Source organism: Candidatus Thiodiazotropha sp. CDECU1, assembly GCF_963455295.1.
GTDB lineage: Bacteria > Pseudomonadota > Gammaproteobacteria > Chromatiales > Chromatiaceae > Thiodiazotropha.
On record NZ_OY734020.1, the window covers coordinates 1,082,011 to 1,105,091 of the forward strand.

Annotated in this window: 24 protein-coding genes; 16 read left to right on the top strand and 8 right to left on the bottom strand. The window is 49.8% G+C overall.

The genetic code is table 11. The annotated features are described in order from the left end of the window. The first annotated feature begins 5 nt into the window (after nt 1–5). From pip to tatC, 12 genes are all read left to right on the top strand, one after another. Nucleotides 6–956: a prolyl aminopeptidase gene (gene pip, locus R2K28_RS04965; protein ID WP_316368266.1), complete on the top strand. Its 951-nt coding sequence runs from the start codon at nt 6–8 to the stop codon at nt 954–956. Then, nucleotides 953–1,390: a D-aminoacyl-tRNA deacylase gene (gene dtd, locus R2K28_RS04970; RefSeq protein WP_316368267.1), complete on the top strand. Its 438-nt coding sequence runs from the start codon at nt 953–955 to the stop codon at nt 1,388–1,390. Before pip ends, dtd begins: the two co-directional genes overlap by 4 nt. A gap of 55 nt (nt 1,391–1,445) precedes the next feature. Further along, nucleotides 1,446–2,405 (top strand): MBL fold metallo-hydrolase, encoded by a 960-nt coding sequence (locus tag R2K28_RS04975; protein ID WP_316368268.1) that lies wholly within the window; start codon nt 1,446–1,448, stop codon nt 2,403–2,405. A gap of 209 nt (nt 2,406–2,614) precedes the next feature. Beyond that, nucleotides 2,615–3,205: an imidazoleglycerol-phosphate dehydratase HisB gene (gene hisB, locus R2K28_RS04980; protein ID WP_116444983.1), complete on the top strand. Its 591-nt coding sequence runs from the start codon at nt 2,615–2,617 to the stop codon at nt 3,203–3,205. A gap of 18 nt (nt 3,206–3,223) precedes the next feature. Beyond that, a complete protein-coding gene (hisH, locus tag R2K28_RS04985) occupies nt 3,224–3,868 on the top strand; it encodes an imidazole glycerol phosphate synthase subunit HisH (RefSeq protein WP_316368269.1) in 645 nt (214 codons plus the stop codon). Between the two features lie 99 nt (nt 3,869–3,967). After that, on the top strand, nt 3,968–4,705 hold the full coding sequence (hisA, locus tag R2K28_RS04990; protein WP_316368270.1) for a 1-(5-phosphoribosyl)-5-[(5-phosphoribosylamino)methylideneamino]imidazole-4-carboxamide isomerase: 738 nt from the start codon (nt 3,968–3,970) through the stop codon (nt 4,703–4,705). A gap of 202 nt (nt 4,706–4,907) precedes the next feature. Further along, nucleotides 4,908–5,678, top strand: a complete 771-nt coding sequence (gene hisF, locus R2K28_RS04995; protein WP_316368271.1) for an imidazole glycerol phosphate synthase subunit HisF — start codon at nt 4,908–4,910, stop codon at nt 5,676–5,678. Then, on the top strand, nt 5,675–6,058 hold the full coding sequence (gene hisI, locus R2K28_RS05000) for a phosphoribosyl-AMP cyclohydrolase (protein ID WP_316368272.1): 384 nt from the start codon (nt 5,675–5,677) through the stop codon (nt 6,056–6,058). Before hisF ends, hisI begins: the two co-directional genes overlap by 4 nt. Nucleotides 6,059–6,267: 209 nt before the next feature. Beyond that, on the top strand, nt 6,268–6,585 hold the full coding sequence (locus R2K28_RS05005) for a phosphoribosyl-ATP diphosphatase (protein ID WP_316368273.1): 318 nt from the start codon (nt 6,268–6,270) through the stop codon (nt 6,583–6,585). A gap of 157 nt (nt 6,586–6,742) precedes the next feature. Continuing rightward, a complete protein-coding gene (tatA, locus tag R2K28_RS05010) occupies nt 6,743–6,988 on the top strand; it encodes a Sec-independent protein translocase subunit TatA (protein ID WP_116444989.1) in 246 nt (81 codons plus the stop codon). A gap of 37 nt (nt 6,989–7,025) precedes the next feature. Further along, entirely contained in the window at nt 7,026–7,364 is a 339-nt protein-coding gene (tatB, locus tag R2K28_RS05015; protein WP_316368274.1) for a Sec-independent protein translocase protein TatB, read from the top strand. 9 nt (nt 7,365–7,373) lie between these two features. After that, nucleotides 7,374–8,498: a twin-arginine translocase subunit TatC gene (tatC, locus tag R2K28_RS05020; RefSeq protein WP_316368275.1), complete on the top strand. Its 1,125-nt coding sequence runs from the start codon at nt 7,374–7,376 to the stop codon at nt 8,496–8,498. 98 nt (nt 8,499–8,596) lie between these two features. Here the strand turns inward: tatC and R2K28_RS05025 are convergent, their stop codons facing one another. Then, complete coding sequence (locus R2K28_RS05025; protein WP_316368276.1) at nt 8,597–8,935, bottom strand: pentapeptide repeat-containing protein; 339 nt, start codon at nt 8,933–8,935, stop codon at nt 8,597–8,599. Nucleotides 8,936–9,123: 188 nt separating this feature from the next. Between R2K28_RS05025 and R2K28_RS05030 the strand changes: the two genes are divergently transcribed. After that, nucleotides 9,124–10,035, top strand: coding sequence for a LysR family transcriptional regulator (locus tag R2K28_RS05030; protein WP_316368277.1), 912 nt, complete (start codon nt 9,124–9,126; stop codon nt 10,033–10,035). A gap of 120 nt (nt 10,036–10,155) precedes the next feature. Further along, nucleotides 10,156–11,097: a sigma-54 interaction domain-containing protein gene (locus tag R2K28_RS05035; RefSeq protein WP_316368278.1), complete on the top strand. Its 942-nt coding sequence runs from the start codon at nt 10,156–10,158 to the stop codon at nt 11,095–11,097. Nucleotides 11,098–11,099: 2 nt separating this feature from the next. Here R2K28_RS05035 and R2K28_RS05040 read toward each other — a convergent pair whose 3' ends face one another. After that, complete coding sequence (locus R2K28_RS05040; RefSeq protein ID WP_316368279.1) at nt 11,100–11,726, bottom strand: TIGR04211 family SH3 domain-containing protein; 627 nt, start codon at nt 11,724–11,726, stop codon at nt 11,100–11,102. Nucleotides 11,727–11,981: 255 nt separating this feature from the next. Between R2K28_RS05040 and R2K28_RS05045 the strand changes: the two genes are divergently transcribed. Next, nucleotides 11,982–12,392, top strand: a complete 411-nt coding sequence (locus R2K28_RS05045) for a hypothetical protein (protein WP_316368280.1) — start codon at nt 11,982–11,984, stop codon at nt 12,390–12,392. A gap of 711 nt (nt 12,393–13,103) precedes the next feature. On the opposite strand, the gene R2K28_RS05050 is transcribed toward R2K28_RS05045, so the two are convergent. The 5 genes from R2K28_RS05050 to R2K28_RS05070 all read right to left on the bottom strand — a co-directional run bounded on the left by R2K28_RS05050 (nt 13,104) and on the right by R2K28_RS05070 (nt 20,748). Continuing rightward, the gene (locus R2K28_RS05050) at nt 13,104–15,122 is read right to left on the bottom strand and encodes an ATP-binding protein (protein ID WP_316368281.1); all 2,019 of its coding nucleotides are present in this window, start codon (nt 15,120–15,122) and stop codon (nt 13,104–13,106) included. Between the two features lie 2 nt (nt 15,123–15,124). Beyond that, nucleotides 15,125–15,670: a YfiR family protein gene (locus tag R2K28_RS05055; protein ID WP_316368282.1), complete on the bottom strand. Its 546-nt coding sequence runs from the start codon at nt 15,668–15,670 to the stop codon at nt 15,125–15,127. A 64-nt stretch (nt 15,671–15,734) separates the two neighbouring features. Beyond that, the gene (locus tag R2K28_RS05060; protein WP_316368283.1) at nt 15,735–17,822 is read right to left on the bottom strand and encodes a TonB-dependent receptor plug domain-containing protein; all 2,088 of its coding nucleotides are present in this window, start codon (nt 17,820–17,822) and stop codon (nt 15,735–15,737) included. Nucleotides 17,823–18,279: 457 nt separating this feature from the next. Further along, nucleotides 18,280–18,669 carry a response regulator gene (locus R2K28_RS05065; protein ID WP_316368284.1) on the bottom strand — a complete coding sequence of 130 codons (390 nt, stop codon included), beginning with the start codon at nt 18,667–18,669 and terminating at the stop codon, nt 18,280–18,282. A 78-nt stretch (nt 18,670–18,747) separates the two neighbouring features. Beyond that, nucleotides 18,748–20,748, bottom strand: a complete 2,001-nt coding sequence (locus R2K28_RS05070) for a CHASE domain-containing protein (RefSeq protein WP_316368285.1) — start codon at nt 20,746–20,748, stop codon at nt 18,748–18,750. A gap of 221 nt (nt 20,749–20,969) precedes the next feature. Between R2K28_RS05070 and R2K28_RS05075 the strand changes: the two genes are divergently transcribed. After that, nucleotides 20,970–21,638, top strand: coding sequence for a rhodanese-like domain-containing protein (locus R2K28_RS05075; RefSeq protein ID WP_316368286.1), 669 nt, complete (start codon nt 20,970–20,972; stop codon nt 21,636–21,638). Nucleotides 21,639–21,712: 74 nt separating this feature from the next. On the opposite strand, the gene R2K28_RS05080 is transcribed toward R2K28_RS05075, so the two are convergent. After that, nucleotides 21,713–22,972, bottom strand: a complete 1,260-nt coding sequence (locus tag R2K28_RS05080) for a GGDEF domain-containing protein (protein WP_316368287.1) — start codon at nt 22,970–22,972, stop codon at nt 21,713–21,715. Between the last annotated feature and the right edge of the window lie 109 nt (nt 22,973–23,081).

The following is a 23,081-nucleotide window of genomic DNA, read 5'->3' on the forward strand; positions in this document are numbered from 1 at the left end:
TAGTGATGAAAGACCTCTATCCGCCCATCGAACCATATGCATCGCAGATGCTGGCTGTGGAAAATGGCCACCGACTCTACCTGGAACAGGTTGGTAATCCGGACGGGATTCCAGTGCTGTTTCTGCATGGCGGGCCGGGTGCCGGCTGTGAACCCTATCACCGCCGATTCTTTAATCCCGACCACTATCGCGTCGTGCTTTTCGATCAGCGGGGTTGTGGGCACTCCACGCCGCATGCCTCCATTGAGTCCAATACCACCTGGGATCTGGTGGATGATATGGAAAAGATACGCCGGCAGCTGAATATCGAGCAATGGCTTTTGTTCGGCGGATCATGGGGATCGACCCTCGCCCTGGCCTATGCTCAAACCCACCCGCAGCGGGTCACCGGAATGATTCTCAGAGGGATCTTTCTCTGTCGTGATGAAGAGATCGACTGGTTTTATCAACATGGGGCAAGCCAGGTTTTTCCCGACTATTGGGAGGATTTTGTCGCCCCCATCCCTGAACAGGAACGAGACGATCTGTTACATGCCTATCATCTTCGCCTGAGTGGTGACAACGATATTGATCGAATGGCGGCAGCCAAGGCGTGGTCGGTGTGGGAGGGCCGCACTGCCAGCCTCCACCCCAATCCCGCGGTGGTCGGGTTTTTTTCCAATCCTCACACAGCCTTGAGTCTGGCGCGTATCGAGTGCCACTATTTTATCAATCATGCGTTTCTGTACCCGAATCAGTTGTTACTGGAGAGCGACAGACTGGCGGATATTCCTGGAATCATCGTGCAAGGTCGCTATGATCTTATCTGTCCCATGGCCTCCGCGTGGGCGCTTCATCGAGCTTGGCCAGGGAGTGAGTTGAAGGTGATCGGGGATGCCGGTCACTCCGCGGCGGAACCCGGCATACGCAGTGCTTTGATCGAGGCAACGGACAAATTTGCGAAGGCATTGTCATGATCGGTCTGCTGCAACGGGTGAATGGGGCAAGTGTGCACATCGACTCAGAACCGGTTGCTGAGATCAAGCGGGGCCTGTTGGTACTGGTTGGGGTACAGAAGGGTGACGAAACCGCCCAAGCGGATCGTCTGCTTGAACGTTTGCTGGGTTACCGTGTCTTCAATGATGAGGCCGGGCGCATGAATTTGAGCCTGAGGGATATCCAGGGTGGATTGCTATTGGTTCCCCAGTTTACCCTTGCGGCAGATACCAAGAAGGGGATGCGGCCGGGCTTCTCAGGTGCCGCTGATCCGAGACTGGGGGAGCGTCTGTTTTCCCATATGGCTGAGCAGGCGTTAGTGCAGCACCAACCAGTGGCATGCGGTGTTTTCGGCGCCGATATGCAGGTGGCGCTCATCAACGATGGTCCGGTTACGTTTTGGCTGGAAACTTGAAACAACAAATACCATAGTGTTGATAATCTCAATGTGTCAGGGTACATATAACATCATGCTGATAAGTCGCCTTCCCAAATTTCTGATTTTCTCAATCCTGTTCGCATCGTTTGCAATGGCCGCTGAGCGGGGTCCCGCAGTGCCGGATTATCCCGCTGATCGGATCGCCGACAGGGTCTATGTCATACACGGTCCGCTGGGTGTGCCGTCGGTGGAGAATCAGGGTTTCATGAATAACCCGGGTTTTGTGATCGGCGATGCAGGGGTGATCGTTATCGACCCGGGATCGAGCGTCCAGACAGGAGAGATGGTGCTGCGGCAGATCAGGAAATTGACCGACCTGCCTGTGCTTGCGGTGTTCAACACCCATATCCACGGTGATCACTGGCTTGCCAATCAGGCAATACGTGAGGTCTTTCCCGATGTGGCTATCTATGCTCATGAAGAGATGCGTCGTTTGGTGGAAAAGGGCGATGGAAAGGCCTTTCTTGCTACCTTGATGCGCATGACGGAAGGCGCGGTTGCAGGCACTGTAGAGGTTCCACCCGACCGTTCGACGGCACACGGAGATGAGATGACAATTGGTGGGGTTGCCTTGCGGATTCATTTTGAAGCAAAGGCGCATAGTCGCTCGGATATCATGATTGAGCTACCCCGACAAAAGGTGCTTTTCCTTGGCGACAATGTGATGAGCAAGCGCCTGGGCCGTATGGATAGTGGTACCTTCGCGGGTAATATAGCCGCTATCGAACGTGCCCTTGGAACCCAGGCGGAGATCTTTGTTCCCGGTCATGGAAAGACGGGTGGCCGTGATGTACCCCAGACCTATCTTGGCTACCTGAGCACCCTAAAGGGTGAGGTTGTAAAACACTTTGAAGAGGGGCTCAGCGATTTTGAGATGACCCCTCTGATCCTTGAATCCCTGAGCGACTTTCAAGACTGGGTCGATTTCAAGCGCAACGTTGGGCGGCATGTCAGCCTCGTCTATCTGGAGGTCGAGGAAGAGCTCTTCTAGTCATTCCCCGGGGCTTTATCCTGGCCCTGTTTTAACCATTCACCGGTATTCATGGGTCTGGCATGAATCCGGCACTGTCTTTTCAGTCGTTTTCCACTAAAATAAGCATCTTCTAATGGGTGTGGGTACATAAATGCCTGACATCTAAAAAAATTAGTATCAGTTTCGGTCTATCAGTTTTCAGGTCGGACATTACCGGAGTCATCAAAATGCAGCGTACCGCTCAGATAGAGCGCAATACCTTGGAGACCCAGATCACCGTTTCACTGAATCTGGACGGGACTGGTGAGGCCTCCTTTGATACAGGGCTACCCTTTCTCGACCACATGCTGGATCAGGTGGCCCGGCATGGACTGGTGGACCTGAGTATTACCGCGAAGGGCGATCTGCACATCGATGCTCACCACACGGTAGAGGATGTGGGTATCTGTCTGGGGCAGGCCCTTGCTAAGGGGATTGGTGATAAAAAGGGTATTTGTCGTTACGGTCACGCCTATGTGCCGTTGGACGAGGCCCTGTCCCGGGTGGTGATCGATTTTTCCGGTAGACCAGGTCTGGTCTATAATCTCTCGTTTACCCGGGCACGCATCGGCGATTTCGACGTCGATCTGTTCCAGGAGTTTTTTCAGGGAGTGGTGAATCACGCCGGCGTAACCCTGCACATCGACAACCTGCGTGGCAGCAACGCCCACCATCAGGCAGAGACAGTGTTCAAGGCATTTGGTCGGGCGTTGCGCATGGCGCTGGAGACAGATCCCCGTATGGCTGAGCGAATACCCTCCACCAAGGGTAGTCTGTAACATTTCACAGGTGTATCGATGACACAGCGTATCACCGTGATTGACTACGGTATGGGTAATCTGCGTTCCGTCGCCAAAGCGATTGAACATGTGGCGGCTGACAATGACGAGGTCTTGATCAGTGACGATCCGGAACTGATACTCGCATCCGATCGGGTCATATTCCCAGGCCAGGGCGCGGCCAGGGACTGTATGGCGGCGATCTCCGATCACCACCTCAACCGGGCCGTGCTGGATGCCGCCGGGAGCAAACCCTTCCTCGGAATCTGCATGGGGCAACAGGTGTTGCTCGAATTCAGTGAAGAGAATGACGGCACCCAGTTAATGGGCCTGATAGAGGGACGCGTACGGCGTTTTCCCGGGGGCACAGCCCCGGATGGTGAGGCATTGAAGATCCCCCATATGGGGTGGAATCAGGTGCATCAAGGCTACGATCATCCCCTTTGGCGGGATATCGAGCAGGATAGCCGCTTCTATTTCGTGCACAGCTACTATGTGGACCCCACCAATAGAGAGCTGGTGGCGGCGACAACGGAGTATGGGGTCGGTTTTGCCAGTGCCATCGCCGACAGAAACCTTTTTGCGGTACAGTTCCATCCGGAAAAGAGTGCCGATGCGGGATTGCAACTGTTGAGGAATTTCATCAGCTGGAATCCGGCATGATCAAGTTTTCACAATCAACGGTGCGGCAAGCCGCACCCTGCACATAAACCTGAGGTAGGGTGTGGCTTGCCGCACCGATATTGAGATAGGAACGAAATCGTGCTGTTAATACCTGCTATTGATCTGAAGGATGGCCAGTGTGTAAGACTGCGTCAGGGTCGTATGGAGGATGATACCGTCTTTTCGGATAATCCCCTGGAGATGGCGACCCGCTGGATAGACGAGGGCGCTCGTCGTCTGCACCTGGTTGATCTCAATGGCGCTTTTGCCGGTGAGCCGGTGAACGGCGGTGCAATCCGCACCATCGCCAACGCCTACCCTGAGACACCGATTCAGGTAGGCGGGGGAATTCGTGATGAAGCCACCATCGAGGCCTACCTGAATGCAGGGGTCAGCTACTGCATAATCGGTACCCAGGCGGTGAAGGAGCCTGCATTCGTGAGCCGTGCCTGCAAGGCCTTCCCCGGGCATGTGATAGTCGGTCTCGATGCCGTATCCGGCATGGTTGCCATTAACGGCTGGGCAGAGGTCACCGACCAGGATGTGACCGGGCTCGCCAGGCGCTTTCAGGATGATGGAGTCTCCGCCATTGTCTACACCGATATCGGACGCGACGGTATGCTGTCGGGACCCAACATCGAGGCGACAGCAGCACTGGCGAATGCCATAACCACGCCGGTGATCGCTTCGGGAGGTATCACCTATATCGGGGATATCGAATCCCTGTGCAAGGCGGATACAACGAATATCATGGGGGCCATCACCGGTCGGGCAATCTATGAGGGCACTTTGGACCTGGCTGCGGGTCAGAAGTTGGCGGATGAATTGAGTTGTTAGTTTTGAGGTGTTCGCTGCGCTCATAGATTTTATTCCCCCTCTCCCTAACCCTCTCCCACGAGGGGAGAGGGGACTTAGCTGGAAGGTTCGCAACTACCCTGAAAGTTGCTTTCCCTCTCCCCTCGCGGGAGAGGGCCAGGGAGAGGGGGTCAAAAAAACCATGAGCAAATCAAATCCAACAAACCAGGTATAAACAAAGATCATGTTAGCCAAACGCATCATCCCCTGCCTCGACGTGGACGCCGGCCGTGTGGTCAAGGGCGTGAAGTTCGTCGATATCCGTGATGCCGGCGATCCGGTGGAGGTGGCGCGGCGCTATAACGAGGAGGGGGCGGATGAGATCACCTTTCTCGACATCACCGCAAGCTCGGATGACCGGGAGACGATTGTGCATGTTGTCGAGCATGTCGCCAGTGAAGTCTTCATTCCGCTTACTGTCGGCGGGGGCATTCGCTGCGAGGATGATATTCGGCGCATGCTCAATGCGGGCGCCGACAAGGTGGCCATCAATACCGCTGCAGTCTTCAATCCCGAGTTTGTGAAGCAGGCCACTGAGCGATTCGGATCCCAATGTATCGTGGTTGCGATCGATGCCAAACAGGTGAGTGCAGCGGGTGAACCCCTGAAATGGGAGATCTTCACCCATGGTGGACGCAAGCCGACGGGACTCGATGCCATCGAATGGGCACAGCGTATGAGCGACTATGGTGCCGGGGAGATACTGCTCACCAGCATGGACCGGGATGGTACCAAGATCGGATTCGACAATGCCCTTACCCGGGCAATCGTCGATAGCGTGCCGATTCCGGTGATCGCTTCCGGCGGTGTCGGCAATCTGCAACATCTGGTGGATGGAGTGAAACAGGGAGGTGCCGATGCAGTGTTGGCTGCCAGCATTTTTCACTTTGCCGAATACTCAGTTGGTGAGGCCAAGCAGTATATGCGGGATCAAGCCATCGAGGTGAGACTGTGAGTTGGCTCGATGCAGTTAAATGGGATCGCGATGGCCTGGTGGCTGCGATTGCCCAGGAGTCCGGTAGCGGTAAGCTACTGATGATGGCGTGGATGAATGCGGAGGCATTGCGACTCACCAAGGAGAGTGGGCATGCCGTCTACTGGTCTCGATCCCGGCAGAAACTCTGGCATAAGGGAGAGGAATCGGGACATCAGCAGCGGGTTAAATCGATCCGTATCGATTGCGACGGTGACGCGATCCTGCTGGAGGTGGAGCAGAAGGGGGGCATCGCCTGTCATACTGGCAGACACAACTGCTTCTATCGTGAACTGCAGGATGATGAGTGGGTGGAAATCCTGCCCGTGCTTAAAGATCCTGGGGAGATTTATGATAAGTAGGTGTTTTATAACGCAAAGGTCGCAGAGAAGCGCAATGAACGCTAAGTTTGATCAATTTGTCATAGGTCGCTTTAATTTATGAATGTAAAACATGTCTTGGCATGATATATCAATCGCTCATTTAATCTACTTGGCGTTCTTTGCGCTTCATTGCGACCTTTGCGTTATAAAAACAACTCAATCCCAATTCAACGGTCCAAGGATTTACGATGAGTGATGTATTACAACAACTGGCCCAGGTGCTGGAGCAACGCAAACAGGCCGAGCCTGACAGCTCCTATGTGGCGAAGTTGTACGCCAAAGGGCTCGATGCCATCCTGAAGAAGGTTGGCGAAGAGGCCACCGAGACGGTAATGGCGGCCAAGGACGGTGATCCGGAGAAGATTGTCTACGAGACCGCCGATCTCTGGTTCCACACCTTGGTCATGCTGGCGCATCAAGGGCTGGGCCCAGAGCAAGTGCTGGCTGAGCTGGAGCGTCGTTTCGGCCTCTCCGGGCTTGAGGAGAAGGCGCAAAGAGTCGATTAGTCCGGAAGACAGAAGGTCATTATCTGGGGTATGATCCCAGACTTGATTGAGCTAACTACAGCGCCTTCACTAGGTTGATAGACGCACACAATATAACCTGAAACCTAAGCTTCAGGTTCAAATGAGAAACCGGCAAAGCCGGAGAGTGGAGAAGATTATGGGTTTTGGTGGTATCAGTATCTGGCAACTGTTGATTGTTCTTGCAATAGTCCTGCTGTTGTTTGGCACCAAGCGACTGAAAAATATCGGTTCCGACCTGGGCGGGGCGATCAAGGGATTCAAAGGCGCCATGAAAGATGGTGAGCAACAGGAACAGGAAAAGGCCAAGGAGCAGATCGAGAAGTCGGAGTCAGGTACGGTAGTCGACGGTGAGGTCACTTCCAAGGAGAGTGACAAGAGCTGAAAGAGCGACCTCACAATCTTTTTGATGAGAAAATAGCATGTTTGATGTTGGTTTCTGGGAACTGACAATCATCGCCTTGGTGGCATTGATAGTGATCGGTCCTGAACGTCTGCCCAAGGTTGCCCGTACCGCTGGTCTGTGGCTGGGACGCGGACGTCGGTTTGTTGCCAATGTGAAGGCGGATATCGATAAGGAGATCAAGGCCGAGGAACTCAGGGAGGTTATCGAAAAACAGGCCGCCCTGGCCAATCCGGTTCATGAGATTGTTGAAGAGACCCGGAGCGATCTCAATGAGATCAAGCAGGAAACAGCCAAGCAGGTAAAGGAGAGTCAGGATGCTCTCGACGACCGCCAAGAGTCCGACAGTAAAAACTAATCATTAGAGATGTCGGTGCAGAATACCCCCGATACAACCACCAAGGAACAACCCCTGGTCTCCCACCTGATCGAATTACGCGATCGTGTATTGCGTATGGTTCTGGTTGTAATGGCGGTGTTCCTGGTGCTGTTCCCCTTCGCCAACGACCTCTACAGCGCCATTGCGGGGCCGATGCGGGCTGCACTGCCGGAAGGCAGCACGATGATCTCCACCAAGCCCATCGACCCCTTCCTCATACCCTTTAAACTCAGTCTGCAATTGGCCATATTCATTGCAGTGCCTTTCATCCTCTATCAATTCTGGGCCTTTGTGGCACCTGGTCTCTATAAGCATGAAAAGCGGCTGGTCATACCCCTGCTGATATCCAGCACCATGCTCTTCTACCTGGGGATGGCATTTGCCTATTTCGTCGTCTTTCCTCTGGTATTCACCTTTCTCGCCGGCACCGCACCCGAGGGTGTCGAGGTGGCGACCGATATGGGTAGTTATCTCGACTTTGTAATGACCCTGTTTTTTGCCTTCGGGGTCGCATTTGAGGTGCCGATTGCGACCATCATTCTTGTCTGGATGGGGATCACCACGCCGGAAAAACTGCGCCATAAACGGCCCTTCGTGATCGTTGGCGCTTTCGTGCTCGGGATGTTTCTGACCCCACCCGATGTTATTTCGCAGACCCTGCTGGCCCTGCCCATGTGGGTCCTGTTCGAGCTGGGGCTTATCTTTTCGAAGGGTTTTGTCAATCGACGCCCGGAGACCTCCGATGATCTGCCCGATGGGGCGGTCACCGCCCAAGCCGGGGCCGGGATGGAAGGGTCTGCGGAGAAGCAGCAGGAGGATGTGGTTGGCAGTGATATCGATCCCGCGAGCGACTACGTGGATCCGGACCGTTTTGTGCCCATGACCGATGATGAGATGGAGGCGGAGATGGATGCCATAGATGCGCTCGAACAGGCGGAGGGAGATGCAGAGGTCGACAGCGTCAAGGACAAACTTGAGCAGGTCAAGGAGTACCGCGACAGCGGCGATGTGGATAGTGCGCGTGAGCTGCTGTATGAGATTCTGGAGGAGGGCAATCCGGATCAACGCCTGGTGGCGCGTAACATCCTTGCGCAACTCGATTCAGACGACTAGCTCTCCCCGGAACTTCCTCGATTCTCTTACCTGTGCGCTCCTGATTACCTCATAGGGCCTGTTAACACTAATCCGTGAGATTAGGTCGGTTGAGCCAATCAACGATTGCGCAGACGGGTACCGTGCACCAGTGACAGGGTTATCTCCTCGGCAGAGAGTGTTGCAGCGAAATAGGTACCCGAAATCTTGGCACTGTTGATGCTCGCGCCCTCGAGATTGGTTTCACTCAGATTGAGTCCACGCAGGTCGGCATGACGCAGATAGGCACCGGACAAATCCAGGTTTCGCGCATCCAGATCCCTTAAATCTGTCCCTCTCAGATCGGCGTTGCGCAGGTCGCAAGGCTCACCATCCGCACGTCGTTGGTTGAATTCCTCGATTTTTCCCTGTTTAAGAAGTTGATACATGGGGTCCTCTTTCAGCTGGGGTTTCTGCATGGATACCTCTGTCTATGTATACCGGTAGATCGTGTTGAAACAATCTCTCCATCCTGATCCTCAGGTAAAGGATAGCGAAATGTCGGGTCTATTTCCGAGCCGATCCAATATTTTAGATGTATTTATTGTTGCCATTGGTGGTTGTTGCATCTAGTATTGATTTACTTAATACTTATCGGGCGGCTGACATGGCTGGAACACCACAGATTCATTATAAACAAAACCGGTTAAAGCAGTTGCGAGCCTTCTGTCATGCGGCTCAGACTGGATCGATCAGCGAGGCTGCTGAGAGGCTTTATCTGAGTCAACCGACTGTCTCTTTGCAGATTCAGGCCCTGGAGCGGGAACTGGAAACGGTTCTTTTTGAGCGGAGAGGACCGAAAATCAAGCTGACCCCGGAAGGGGCGACCCTCTACAAGCTCTCACAGCCACTGGTAGAGGGGATGGATAAACTGCAGGAGACCTTTGCCGCCTCCTGTGGAAAACTCGAAAGCGGTGAACTGAATATCGCTGCGGGTGAATCAACGATTCTATACATCCTGCCTGAACCCATCCGTCGTTTTGCCGAACGCTATCCCGGGATTCGGGTAAAACTCCATAATGTGACCGGAAGGGATGGCATGGCTATGCTGAGAGCCGACAAAACGGATCTCGCAATCGGCTCAATGCTGGAAATTCCTGACGATGTGACCTACCAGCCTGTGGTCAATTATGCGCCAGTATTGATTACACCATTGGATCATCCCCTGGCAAAAAAGGAGTCGATTCAGTTACATGACATAAGCCCCTATGGGCTGATACTTCCCCCCCATCATCTGAGTACGTGGAGGATGGTGGATCTGGTGTTCAAGCAGCACAATGCCAACTATAACGTCACCCTGGAGGCTGGCGGCTGGGAGGTAATCAAAAAATATGTAGAGATCGGTTTAGGTATATCTATCGTCACCGATGTCTGTCTTACCGGAGAAGAGCAGATCTCCACCATCCATTTGGGTGAATATTTCCCCGATCGCAGCTACGGTATCGTGTTACGCCGCGGCAAGTTTCTTTCTCCCCAGGCAAAGCGGTTTCTTGAGATTGTGAAGGAGATGTTCAAGTAGCAAGCAGCGGCCATGGTCAAAGGTAGGTGCACTGTGCCAGGAAGGAAGGGTATTCCCAAGCTATTTTCCTCAATAGAAAAACTGTTCTACAATGGCCCAGGATTCGATCTGGAGATGGTTATGATAGGAAAGGCCCCTGAATTTCAGTCCTTGCTAAGGGCAATGCGTATTGTTTCTGCGACTGATGCCGCTGTACTGGTCACTGGTGAGAGTGGTACAGGTAAGGAGTTGCTGGCTCAGGCACTACATCAGAACAGTCGTCGACGCGACAAATCCTTCATAACCGTCAACTGCGCGGCCCTACCGACACAATTGGCCGAAAGTGAGCTTTTTGGTCACCGCAAAGGCGCTTTCACCGGTGCCTCCAGTGACAGCATTGGCAAAGTGCAGGCTGCGAATGGGGGTACCCTGTTCCTGGATGAGATCGGTGAGTTGCCGCTGGCGGTTCAGGCGAAGCTACTACGTTTTCTAGAGACGGGAGAGTGCCAAACTGTCGGTAGAGCGAATAATCAGCGAGTTGATGTACGGGTAATCGCAGCTACCAACTGTGATCTGACCCAGTTGATCGATGAGGGGAGTTTTCGTCGGGATCTGTTTTACCGGCTCCACGTGGTACCCCTTGAATTACCACCGTTACGACAGCGTCCGGGTGATATAAATCTGCTGCTTACCGGGCTGACAGCTGAACTTGCTGCAAATTACAAGCTTCTTCCTCCGCTCTATAGTAAGGCGGTAGTGAAGCTGCTGAACAGCTATCACTGGCCGGGAAATGTACGGGAGCTGAAAAACTTCTCTGAGCGTATGTTGATTCTGTTTTCTGGTCGCAAAGTCGAAGTGGATAATCTACCCCAGGAGTTTCGGACACCCGCCAGCCAGCAGAATTACACCAACAATCGTTTTCTGCTACCGGATCAGGGTCTCAATATGGATGAGCTCGAGGCCAGCTTGATTGAGCAGGCCTTGGTTAAAACATTCGGCAATCGTAGCAAAGCGGCAAGGATGCTTGGACTCAGTCGCGATACGTTGCTCTACCGGATAAAAAAATACGCCATCGAAGCTTGATGCTAATAGATACGGTAGCCGCCATGACGTTTTCGACTGCGATAGTCGAACAGCATGATACCGGCGATAATGCCCAGTATGAAAGTGATCCCGGCAGCAATCAGTCCCCAGTTCAGAGGGATGGCAGAGTGCATCTGATTTTGGCTATTGCGTAGAGCCTCATTCTCCTGCTGAATCCGGTCGAGAGCGGCGACGACCCCTTCCGTGTTTGCCAGTTGGTCCTGTAATTCAGCGGTGGCCTGCTGCTCCTGATGTTTGAGATTGTCCAACTCGTTGCGGGATTTCTGTAACTTTGCTTTGCTTTGCTCCAACTCCGTGGCCAGCGCTTCATGCTGTAGTTGGAGCTCCACCAGTTGGGTGCGCGCAGGTTTCTGTTGGATAAGAAATCCGGCCTTTGTCCAGCCTTCGGTACCATCCTCGGCACGAACTTTGGCGTACAATCCCTCTTGTTCCAACAGTTCTAGTTCATCGCCACTATTTAGACGTTTTAGAAGCTTGCCCTTGGAGTTGATCAACTCATACATGGAGAGTTGCAATTCATCCGTGACGTATCTTGTCTCTGCTAGAGCGGTGTGGTTGCAAGCAATCAGGCATAGGCCCGAAATAAAACAATTTTTAAAGTACTTCATTCAATCCATCCCTCGGAGAAACAGCGAGTAATGAAGATGTATGCGTGGTTGAATTCGAGTTTTTTGGTGCAAATTCTGTCCTGCAACATATTCATATATCGGCATTGAGGATAGCGAATAGAGTGAATCTATGCCAGTGTCGAATTAGTACTTTTTGACCTGGCTATCTAAAACTGGCTCATTCAGTTTTCGTTCAGCATCAGCAGCATATTCTGTATTTGAGATTTGATGAATATCGATGACAGGAGAGCTACCATGAAATTTGCTAGAACAACACTGATTGCAGTATCCCTAAGCCTTGTAATGGCTGCACCTTCATTTGCCGGTAATTCGCACAGAAGTGAGTATTGTGACAATAAGAAGGTACACAAGATCGAAAAACGCTTGGATCGTCAATATCACAGAATCGAGCGAGGTATAGATAGGGACAGGTTGACCCATAAAGAAGCCAGGAAACTGAAAAAAAGATATCGCAAGGTGCGCCGCTTATCGCGGGAGTATAGGAGTGATGGCTATCTATCGAGAAGTGAGTTTAACCATTTAACACGGAAGTTAGACAAGAACAGCCGCCTGATAAGAGAGTACATGCATAACGGTATTGACCGCTATATTGCATATCATGACGAATACTCAAGGCATCGTGACAATAAGTACTATTGGGATTGATAGATCTGATCACCAGGTTGGCTGGCGCTTGGAATCTGAATAAAATCCCGGCAGCAGCCGGGATTTTTAATGCTCTGGTAATCTGGCGAGGAATGCAAGGTGATATTTAAAGTGACAGGATAAATGAATTCTCTGATCTATTTGACGATTCAGCTTTGGCAGGATTGGAGTAATGGCGTTTGAATTGGCTGGTTTGTTCAAGCAGTCTAGTGGGCCAAGCGGGAAGTTCTGTAACTCTCAGCCAGTCCACAAGCCAAGGTGACAAGGCGTGCGAGCGCAGGACTGGCCGTAGCCAATTCAAGTGAGCACAACACGGTCAGCTTGGCTTGTGGGCTGGCCCATGGGGAGCCCCGCAAAGGGATCAATTCGGCGTTGCGCTTCTTGGAAAGGGCCTGCCATTCCCCGCGAAGCGCGCCTTGCCTTGATCCCTTTGCGGGGCTCTGAGAATTACAGAACTTCCCGCTTGGCCCACTAGTGACACACTGTGCGATTTTATCCTCGTGATCCGGTTCCTGTTTTAATATGTCTATCAAAGATGCAGCTTCCTTGTATATTAATGATGTTCCTCCTTAGCCAGCCGAGCCCTCTGATTTATGGGTGGCTTGATATAAGGCAGATAGGTCTCCGGCCAAGTGGGATTCTCTCAATGCGGTTTCACAATTTGGTAGCATCTCAAGGCATTCATTAAGAATCAGTTGGTCCGCTTTGTTGTCATTCGAGATGCTGCCAAGTGCTGTCTTTCGATTGTAGATGGCTGGCCGCCTGAGTGCTATCTGACTTATACAGGTGTCCTGTCCATTTGCTTACGATCGCATAGAGCTGGTCAGGTAGATAAGGCTTTGCCAAAAGATCCTTCATCCCTGCATTCATTACGTCCTGATGTTTTTGGGGCAAAACATGGGCAGTGACGGCAACTATCGGTATATGCTTCGAATTTTGCATTTCACCTATTTTTCTTGCCGCCTCAATTCCGCTCATCTTAGGCATTTCAAGATCCATCAAAATGAGATCGAAAGTATGACTGTCTATTATTTGCAAAGCCTCTAATGCGCTTGTCACGGCAACTACGGTTGCGCCTTTTTTTTGTAATAGAGTATTAGCCAATGTTAGATTTACATTGCTATCATCGACGACAAGTATGGTCAGGTTACTGAATGCTGAGCCCTCTTGAATTGGATTTTCTGCTGTTTCAGTAGCACTTGATGCAATTGTTAATATGGTGTCAGGTTCTTTTAACGTTTTAGGCGGGCCAACGTTGATTAAAGCAGCGAAAGTCGAGCCCTCACCCGGTGTGCTAGTCAGCGTGATCTCTCCACCCATGAGATATACAAGACGCTGAGCAATAACCAAACCGAGACCGGTTCCGCCGTAGTTGCGCGTAAGTGATCCATCACACTGCTGAAATGGTTGAAATAGTTGTGAGTATTGCTGTGGGCTGATACCAATGCCTGTATCACTAACAGTAATTCTGAGTCTATATTGATCATTCTGCTGATCTATTATATCAACCGCAATTCTAACATCGCCTTTGTCTGTGAATTTAATCGCATTACCAACGAGATTGATGAGTACTTGGCGTATCCTGGCAGGATCACCATAGAGCATTGGTGGAACGTCTTCTGCAACGTAGGATGTAAGGGATAGTCCCTTTTCCCGTGCCTTGGGGGCAAATAACATCTCAACTCCATGGGTTAGGTTTTCGATCATGAAGTTACTGTGTTCCAAGGTGAATTTTCCTGCCTCCATCTTTGAGAAGTTTAAAATGTCATCGATAATTTCCAGCAGGCTTTGTGCGGAACTGATAATAATATCCACATATTCAAATTGCTGGTGATTCAACTTTGATTTTTTCAGCAGATGACTGAAGCCGATAACGCCGCTCATGGGGGTACGTATTTCGTGACTCATTGTGGCTAAAAAATCACTCTTCGCTTGACTTGCTGCTTCGGCATCATTTTTTGCAGTATTTAATTCCTTGGTTCGTTCGGTGACCTGGTGTTCTAGATCTTGATGATATGCGGCAAGTTTGCTGTCATGTTTCTGGATGCGATCCAGCATGGCATTAAATCCATCGACCAGGCTTCCCAGTTCATCGTTGCTCAAGCGTCTGGCCCGATGTGAAAAGTCTCTTTTTACCGCAACCTTTTTCATAGTGCGTAGTAGTTGTCGAACTGGTTGAGAGATTACGCGCTGAAATCGATTAGAGAGCCAGAATGCAAATAGCATTGATACGATGAACACACCTAAAGCCATTAACGATTGGTGGAACAGGAGAGATCGAGCTCTGCTCATATCGCCGACAATGCGCAGCGATCCTATTGTCTCGCCGTCTAACAGGATCATCTCATTTACCGAAACCAGACTGAAATAGCCCCCAACAGAAGATTTACCATTATTATAATCATCGTTTTCTTTTAAGTTGCTGGCCTGGTAACTGGCAAATACATCGCCGTTATTCAATAAAATCACGGCTTCGATGACATCATTTTGCGTTGATAGGGTTGCCAGTATATCACTTGCAGTATTGCGATCATTGAAGGTGATCGCTGCATTGCTGTTTGCCCCAAGTAAGAGTGCAAGGGATTGCAGGCGGGTTGCTGCTTCGCCGCGGGCGGATCTCATTTCCAGGATCATAAATAAGAGCAAGCTAAGCAAAAGAGCTGAAGCAGTTATCAGCAGAATAATGACTTCTAATTTGTGCTTTATAGAGGCATTGCGTAATAGGTTCATGATTACTTCTGCCTGTCGACAATAATAGCCAGTTTGAGTAATCGAGAGCTGAGATCCAGTCCTGCCTGGCGTGTGATTTGAAGATTGATTTTGAATTTTATTCGACCCTCACTACGATACAGCTCAATCATTCCTCCTGATTTGGAAAAATCCGATATTTCACTAATAGTCAGTACTGGCATGTCATGGAGTGATTTGCAGATCTCTAGTGCCTTATCCTGTAGTGATTTTGCAAGATACAGAACATGGCAGGAGCTGAGTTTTGATCTACTGTGTCTTCGTTCGATTACAACCAGACGATCTCTCAGTGTCCTGCCGTGGAGCCCGACAAGCGTCTCTGTCAGTTCGTCATCACCAATGGAACATATTTTAATAGCTGGATCCTGTTCATTCCATGCCTCCTCTGGCCAACGTGAAAATTTTACAAAGTTATAGATAAATACCGCTTTTAGCAGATTTACTTCGCTTTGTTGCTGTTTTGCAAAAGTCGCAAACGATAAGCAACATAGCAGGATTAATGTTATATGAGTCAACTGCCTTGTTGTCACGTCCGTCTATCCAATCCACATATGCCTTTAAGGCAACTCGGTTTGTTTGTTCATTTGTTTACGGTTATTGCATTAATGCATGCGGAAAATTGTATTGTATTTCCGCATAAAAACTCCGCTCAGACAGTCTTAAGTCATTGGCGATTGAAGGCGAAGTATATTCTCTTGCATCCTCATCGAATAAGTTGCGAACAGACAACGCAAGCTCCCAGGCGTTTTGGCCTGTGTATCGAATTGTCGTATCGGTAATCGTGTAGTCATCGAGCGATTGCCTCAAGTCGTCGCTCCTCCGATCCCTTTCGCCAATCCAGTTAGCCTGTATGTTCCAGTTCCAATCGTGGAGGAACGCCCAATCGGCGCGTAGATAGGCATCTTGTTTCGGTTGATCCACGGAGCGAAATTGGTTTTCGTCAGGATTGCGTTTGGTATAATTTGCCGAGAATCTAAGGTCGTCGGTGGCTTGCCATTTTGTTTCAATTTCAAAACCGCGAATTGTATGTTCGCCGGTATTATGGAATCGTCTGCTGGCCTCTCCGGGAGAGGATATGGCTCGGATAAAGTCAGATTGCTTAAGGAGGTAGAGATTGAATCCGATGGCCAGGTCTTTACTGGGCATATAAGACAGAATTAGTTCTGTTGTTTCCGACCGCTCCGGCTCCAGATCAGGGTTCGGTTCTGAGAAGGATGTTTCAGCGAAAAGTTCTTGAAAAGACGGAGGACGAAATGCCTTGCCATATAGCATTTTTGTGGTGAATTTATCCGTAACCTGCCAAACGAGGGCCAGGCGGGGATTGAATGTATCGCCAAAATCAGAGTAGTCGTCATACCTGACGCCAGCAGTCAGCTGCCAGTTGTCCCTCAAAGACCAAACATCCTGTACAAACAGATATCGAATCGTACGTATCTTTTCAGGAGCGAATGCATAAGGAGTGTCCGAGACATCTACTAGCGGACTACCCGGTGGTAGCAGTTCTCCACTAGGTCCTATCCCCATGTTGATCAATTGTTTGACGTAGTATAGGTCCTGCCATGTGTAGCCGAGACCCAGTCGAAGATTGTGCTTATCAAGTCCTGAATAGAGGCCACTGGCCTCGAAGTTGAGTCTGCGCTCAGCCGACCGCATTTGATTGATGACCCCCAGAGGATAGTCACCGTTGAAAGCGCCTGGAGGGCGCTCTTGAAAACCATCACCTGAGCTGTAATCCAGGTCCTGGTATCGTAATTCCGCATCGATACCCCAAGCATCGTTAAAATCAGGATTGTTATATAGCAAGTTCAGGTTGAAGCGGCTATCTTCTGCAGTTGTCACCGGATCCAGAACCCCTGCGCCCGTAAGCCCAACTTCTAGATCGCTGTGTTTCGTATAGTCCATAAGGAGACGCCAACCATCCCTGGCAACAGAGAATCGGATGTCGTGATTCTTCCAGCCGAATTGGGCATTGTCAGGAGCGAGGGAGACGTCGCTGCCTAGAGCAAGATCCTGTCGTGTCTGAGCATCTGTTTCAACAAGAGGATCGTGACCGTCGGTAGTGGACAGGTTTATCGACAAGCCAACATCAAAGCCGTTCCAACTGTCCCCATATTGCAACCATCCGGTGTTGGTGTTGAAGCTGCCGCCGCGCAGGCCTATTTCGTTGTGGTCAATTTTTCCTGCAGTTTTTGTAATGACATTGATCACACCGGCTGAGGCATCTGCGCCGAAAAGCGCTGAACCGGGACCACGAATAATTTCGACTCTGTCAATGATACTACTGGGTATTCCTTTCCAGAAAATACCAAATCCCCACATCAGGTCACGCATAGGTGCGCCATTGATCATGAGCAGTGTCTGATTGGCGCTGGTGCCACGAAACTGCACCAGAGGTCTGAATGCAAACTGATTGGCTCTTACATGGATGCCAGGGACGCTTTCCAAAATGTCTACCAGGTCGGTGGCGCCAGTTGCCTTTATATCCTCTGCCGTGATAACAGTTACCGCAGCGGGTGCTCTGGCAACAGTCTGCTTGGTGTCGGTGGAGATCGTAACTTCCAAATCCATTAACTCTTCCAGACTTAGAGAGAGAAAATGGTCTAGCCGCTGGTCATGCAATGCGTAGGCATTGATGCTGTATAACAGACCAACTGAGCAGAAGGTGAATCTCGAATTGATCATAGGCCACCAGAATTAAAATACTGAATCTGGATTGTAAGTTCTGGATGGAAAGAGTGATAACACTCGCCGGAAAGGCAGATCTCCATTTCGCATATGATGTCTGCGAATCTGGTCGGATGCTGAGGGTGGATTGGATTTACAATGAAAAGTCTGGTCACGATACATCCTTGTGAAGTTACCTGTATGTTGAGCCTATCTATATATTAAATAAAGTAATATTTCATTTTTGATGGAGCAGAACTTATGCTGGTTGTAACAGGTTTCAGGTCAATTTATTTATGAGTGAGGCATGAAATGGCTGTATGACAAGTTTTTTAATAAACACAGATCCAGAGGTAATTTTTCATATTATGTAGCAGATTAGGATACCCGGTCCTAGGATAATAGCATCAATTGTCATTCATACTTGCATATTCTGTTGCTTGATTCTTGGCCAATTGTCTGCAAAAGAACAGGTTTACTCCCAAAGTGCAAGGATGGTGGCAACAGCACGTGTAAATTCGTCAAATGAGTGCGGTTTGACGATATAGTCGTCAACCTCATACTCAAATGCGGCGGCCCGGTCTTTGGGTTCATTGGATGAAGTCAGGACAATAATGTGCAGTGATTTAAGTTCTGAGTCGTTTCGCAGCTCACGTAAAAATTCAATCCCACTCATTTTGGGAAGATTTAGATCCAAAAGTACGAGTGCGGGTAAGGGACTGATTTTCTGGGTTCCATTCGTTCCTCTAAGCATATCAAGGGCTTCCAAACCGGTTCTGGCGATATGTAGGGGGTTGCTGATGTTGTTCTTCTTCAGGGCCCGTTGAACGGTCATTATATCGACTCGATCATCTTCGATCAGCATGATTGTTTCATCTTTGTTTAGCATTAGATTATTATTTCTCAAATTGTTTGGTTTAGGATCATGCCTTCCCGCTTACCCTCATGAGTGAACTGCTGGCCAAGTGAAAAAGAAGCATGTCCCTTCCCCGAGGTTTGACCTCAATTTTATTGTTCCTCCATGCTCTTCTACAATCTTTTTTACCAGTGCTAGACCAATACCAGTGCTGCTTTCGAAATCACTCGATTCAAGGGTTTGAAACATCATGAAAATCTTCTGGTGGTATTGTGGTGCAATCCCCTGTCCATCATCGCAAACTGAAAATTCAGGAAACTGCTCTGAATTTTCACACCTGATCCGTATCTTACCCTTGTTCCCGCCATGATGTTTTATGCTGTTTCCAATCAGATTGGAAAAGACTTGTCCAAGCTGCAGGCGATCGGCTTTCAGTATCGGCATTTTGCCTTTGACTTTTATAGAATAGTTTTCTGCGGGTGAGAGAGAATCAATAATCTCTTCAACCAACTCCCGGGTGTCCACAAGGCTCTCTGGATCTGAAGTTCTGCCGACTCTCGAATACTCTAACAACCCCTCTATGAGATCATGCATTTTTTTTACCCGATCGCGAAGCAGGGCAAGTTGTTCTTTTGAGGCATCATCCAGTTTCTCACGCAGGTCTTCCTCGATCCATTGGGCAAGATTTGATACCGCGCGTAATGGTGCCTTCAGGTCGTGAGATGTTACATAGGCAAACTGTTCAAGATATTGAGCCCTGCGCTCAGCTTCAGCCGTACGGCTGGCGATATGTTGCTCCAAGGTTTCATTAAGCCTCTGTAAATCTTGCTCGGCTGACTTACGTTCGATCACTTCCTGGTTCAGGGCCTGCACCACCTCCCATAATTGGGATGTTCTCTCTTCGACTTCCAGTCTGACCTGTCGCGCTCGGCCGACAAGCGTCGCAATATAGGTTGTAAAAAGGAGTGAGAAGGCCAAGCTACCAAAAAAGATAACCCAGCTGCTCCAAGTGTCTGCTGTGAACCTGCCAGAAACGCTATCACAGATTATTCGCCACTTTTGAGTTCCCACGCTTATCTCATGAGCGTAGGAGATTTCTGGGTTTTTGTCACCACGGATAATTACTGATTCGTCTCGCAGGCGGGTGCGATGGCTATAGAGTAGTTGTCCGTCATCATTACCACTACTCTGATAGACGTGGATATCGATCCCGCTTGGGCGCAAACTCTCCAGCGCGCGCTCAATGATGTCGCCGATGAAGAACACGCCTAAGGCAAAGCCTCTGATCGATGAGGTAGCCTTGGAGGTCTCATCAGATTCCTCGCTGGCGCTGAAGAAGACTGGGGCAGCGACCATGATACCGGACTTGCGTTGACCATTGTCATTCAGGTAGAGACCGGGAGATACCTGGATTTCTTGTGTGGTTTCCGCTTCGCTCAAGAGGTTATAGGCGGTCGGGTCAACTCCCATGTCGAGGCCTAGCAGCTGCTTGTTGTACTGATAGGGTTGTATATAGAGTACCGGATAGTAGACAGGCCGGCGTGGGCTTTTGTTGAGCATACCGGAGTCATCCCTTTCCATGATCTGGAAAGGAGGGAAGGTCTGCCGGGCCTCATCGATGAAGGTTTCGCGCATTCCATCAGGAACTACCGGGACCCATTCAAGGGCTTTAATTCCTGCCTGATTTTTTAAGGCTGGGCCGACAAATTTGCGAAATTCACGCCGCGAGACGATTTCGGAAGCCTCAAAATAGCTGGCGATGTCCAGAATAATGCTCAGGGAGTGTTTGATTTCCCGCTGGATGACGAGAATTCTATCCTGGGAGGCTTCATTGAATGCTATTTCAACCTGTCTATTCTGCCATCGCATCGATTGTACAAACAATGCCATGGTTATCATAAGACCCAGGACGGCGACCAGTGCAACTGGAAAGTACCCCCACCAGATAGATTTCGGGTCAGTTCTCTTCTCTGGGGTCAGTTGCAGTGAGATATTCGCAAGGTACCGTTCAGAAAGGCGCTGTTTGATGCGTGCCGTGGCAGCATTCAATTTTCCAACGAGATGTCTGAGGTCGTTAGCAGTCGCCATGTTTATAGGATTATTGAATTATCTACACTATTACTGAATCCATTCTATGAGCCTAGTGAGCTGCCGTTGTAAGGTCAAATTTGTTTCTCATTTACCTCTGCCGTGTACATGTTTGACCACCAGAAGCATGTGAAGAAGATATTTTGAATCGGCTATTTCGGTGTTTTAATCATGAAATCGCTATAATCACCACTGCCAGCCAAGTCGATAGGTAGAATGCCATGGGAAAATTAAAATCTGTATTGGTTTTGAGCCTGTTTTTGACGTCGTTTTCGATGGTCACCAAAACGGTGGCATTGGAGGTCATGATTACACCGGAGCTTGGGGAGTTCCGTGTCAAACATGCAGGTAAGCAGCTGCTGATTCGTCGTAATCAGGATACCGATGCCCTGCTGGAATTCGATTTTGCCCGCATCTCACGTCCGTGCCCGCCCTTTTGTGCCCAACCGATAGAGGTGGCGGATGGCGTCAAGACTATCGGTGAGGTGGAGCTGATTGCATTTATGCGGACATCTCTGAACGACGGCAGCGGTCTGCTGATTGACGCCAGGACCCCTGACTGGCATGAGCGCGGTACCATCCCCGGCTCGATCAATATCCCCTTTACGCATCTCAATATAGGCCAGGGCGCAAATGAGATCACACTGGAGGAGTCACTGGCACAATTCGGCGCCAGCAAGAAAAACGGTAGCTGGGATTTTACCCAATGCAAAACTCTAGTGCTGTGGTGCAATGGGCCCTGGTGTGGCCAGTCACCCACGGCGATCCGGGGCCTGCTCGACATCGGATATCCCGCAAACAGGTTACACTACTACCGTGGCGGTATGCAGCTCTGGCAGGTGTTTGGTCTGCCTGTTGTCACGCCTGATGGGGAATTGGTGAATCAATGATTCAGCAATCAGGAATGCTGTCGGTTAGAAGGTGAATAAAAATTCACAGGTTTTTTAGAAACGGAACCACTGGATCAAGATTTTACGTCCGTCGAGGACTCTCCTGATAATAGTGAAACAACTACCGATTGCTGTCCCTGAGTCACAACTTGGTTTCGCCCTGCTTGTTTTGCCTGGTATAGAGAGCGATCAGCAGAATCAATCAACGACTGACAACTTTTCCATCCATGACCGGCTGAGCAGCATGCTATACCTGCACTAACGGTTACTTTACCCTTTGCGTACCCGCTATGTTCCAGTTCTGCGTTGAAGATAGACATACGCATCCGTTCAGCCACAATCAATGCGTTTTCTTGAGTGGTGTTGGGGAGCAGTGCTACAAACTCTTCACCACCGTAACGGGCAAAGAAGTCACTTGATCTCTGCAGAGCATTTTGCAGATATTCAGCGATGGTACGCAAGCATTGATCGCCTTTTGAGTGTCCATATGTGTCGTTGTAATTTTTAAATTCATCCACGTCAATCATAATTGCAGAAAGGGGTATTTGTTCGCGTTTTGCACGATGGGTTTCACGTTCTAAAACTTGCATGAAATAACGTCGATTTGGTACTCGGGTCAGCTCATCATAAAGAGATAACTCCCTCAGGTCCTCTTTGGCGCGCTCCAGCTCTGCATTAGTAGCGGTTAATGCATTGTTTGCGCTTAATAGCTCTTTAACCAAGTCTTCGTGCTCAAAACGGTACTCTAATCCCTCGGCAAATGTTTTGACTGCCAGCTTGTGTGAGACTGCCAGCATGATGGTGAATAATATCAGCATTACTGTCATTACAAGACTAAGAAGGTTGCCTTGCAGCACTGTAATCAGCATGGCGGGAATAAGCATTGGCAGGATGTAAAACAGATAGGTGAGTCTATCGCTTGCCATAGAGGACAACGCGCCAGAGCACATCCCAGCCAGGGTAAACAGAAACAATAGGGTATAGGTATCGTTCAATCCTGGACTCAGAAATATAAATCCCGCACCCCAGGTCGCACCAGTTACTAGTGCTCCTATCCTGAAAACATGAAGTTTTTGCCGATTTTTTGAAATTTTCCATTCTTTTTCCAGGGACAGGCTGATGTGAGAGATGCGGGCTACAGAGATTAGGGTCAATACAATGAACCAAATGACCAGCTGAGTTAGCGGGAGCTGGAACCAATAGACACCCAAGAGAAGAGAGGCGTTGATAATATTGAAACTTACGGCGCGTAAACCACCCTGGTAGAGGTATTGCACCCTCTGATGAAAAACACGCTGTTTGGTTTTTAAGGAAGTTGATGTATCTGAGTTCAATGGGTGAGCCTAATGTGTCGAGTATTGATCATCATTGCGAGTATTTCTCACTTCCATGTATAACTATATTTCGGTAATTGTTGAGAAATCTTAAGAGTCGCATTGTATG

Bases quoted from the DNA above. Each gene is read 5' to 3' on its own strand.
- pip (WP_316368266.1), top strand. From the start codon at position 6: ATGAAAGACCTCTATCCGCCCATCGAACCATATGCATCGCAGATGCTG.
- dtd (WP_316368267.1), top strand. From the start codon at position 953: ATGATCGGTCTGCTGCAACGGGTGAATGGGGCAAGTGTGCACATCGAC.
- R2K28_RS04975 (WP_316368268.1), top strand. From the start codon at position 1,446: ATGCTGATAAGTCGCCTTCCCAAATTTCTGATTTTCTCAATCCTGTTC.
- hisB (WP_116444983.1), top strand. From the start codon at position 2,615: ATGCAGCGTACCGCTCAGATAGAGCGCAATACCTTGGAGACCCAGATC.
- hisH (WP_316368269.1), top strand. From the start codon at position 3,224: ATGACACAGCGTATCACCGTGATTGACTACGGTATGGGTAATCTGCGT.
- hisF (WP_316368271.1), top strand. From the start codon at position 4,908: ATGTTAGCCAAACGCATCATCCCCTGCCTCGACGTGGACGCCGGCCGT.
- R2K28_RS05005 (WP_316368273.1), top strand. From the start codon at position 6,268: ATGAGTGATGTATTACAACAACTGGCCCAGGTGCTGGAGCAACGCAAA.
- tatA (WP_116444989.1), top strand. From the start codon at position 6,743: ATGGGTTTTGGTGGTATCAGTATCTGGCAACTGTTGATTGTTCTTGCA.
- tatB (WP_316368274.1), top strand. From the start codon at position 7,026: ATGTTTGATGTTGGTTTCTGGGAACTGACAATCATCGCCTTGGTGGCA.
- tatC (WP_316368275.1), top strand. From the start codon at position 7,374: ATGTCGGTGCAGAATACCCCCGATACAACCACCAAGGAACAACCCCTG.
- R2K28_RS05025 (WP_316368276.1), bottom strand. From the start codon at position 8,935: ATGCAGAAACCCCAGCTGAAAGAGGACCCCATGTATCAACTTCTTAAA.
- R2K28_RS05030 (WP_316368277.1), top strand. From the start codon at position 9,124: ATGGCTGGAACACCACAGATTCATTATAAACAAAACCGGTTAAAGCAG.
- R2K28_RS05035 (WP_316368278.1), top strand. From the start codon at position 10,156: ATGATAGGAAAGGCCCCTGAATTTCAGTCCTTGCTAAGGGCAATGCGT.
- R2K28_RS05040 (WP_316368279.1), bottom strand. From the start codon at position 11,726: ATGAAGTACTTTAAAAATTGTTTTATTTCGGGCCTATGCCTGATTGCT.
- R2K28_RS05045 (WP_316368280.1), top strand. From the start codon at position 11,982: ATGAAATTTGCTAGAACAACACTGATTGCAGTATCCCTAAGCCTTGTA.
- R2K28_RS05050 (WP_316368281.1), bottom strand. From the start codon at position 15,122: ATGAACCTATTACGCAATGCCTCTATAAAGCACAAATTAGAAGTCATT.
- R2K28_RS05060 (WP_316368283.1), bottom strand. From the start codon at position 17,822: ATGATCAATTCGAGATTCACCTTCTGCTCAGTTGGTCTGTTATACAGC.
- R2K28_RS05065 (WP_316368284.1), bottom strand. From the start codon at position 18,669: ATGCTGATCGAAGATGATCGAGTCGATATAATGACCGTTCAACGGGCC.
- R2K28_RS05070 (WP_316368285.1), bottom strand. From the start codon at position 20,748: ATGGCGACTGCTAACGACCTCAGACATCTCGTTGGAAAATTGAATGCT.
- R2K28_RS05075 (WP_316368286.1), top strand. From the start codon at position 20,970: ATGGGAAAATTAAAATCTGTATTGGTTTTGAGCCTGTTTTTGACGTCG.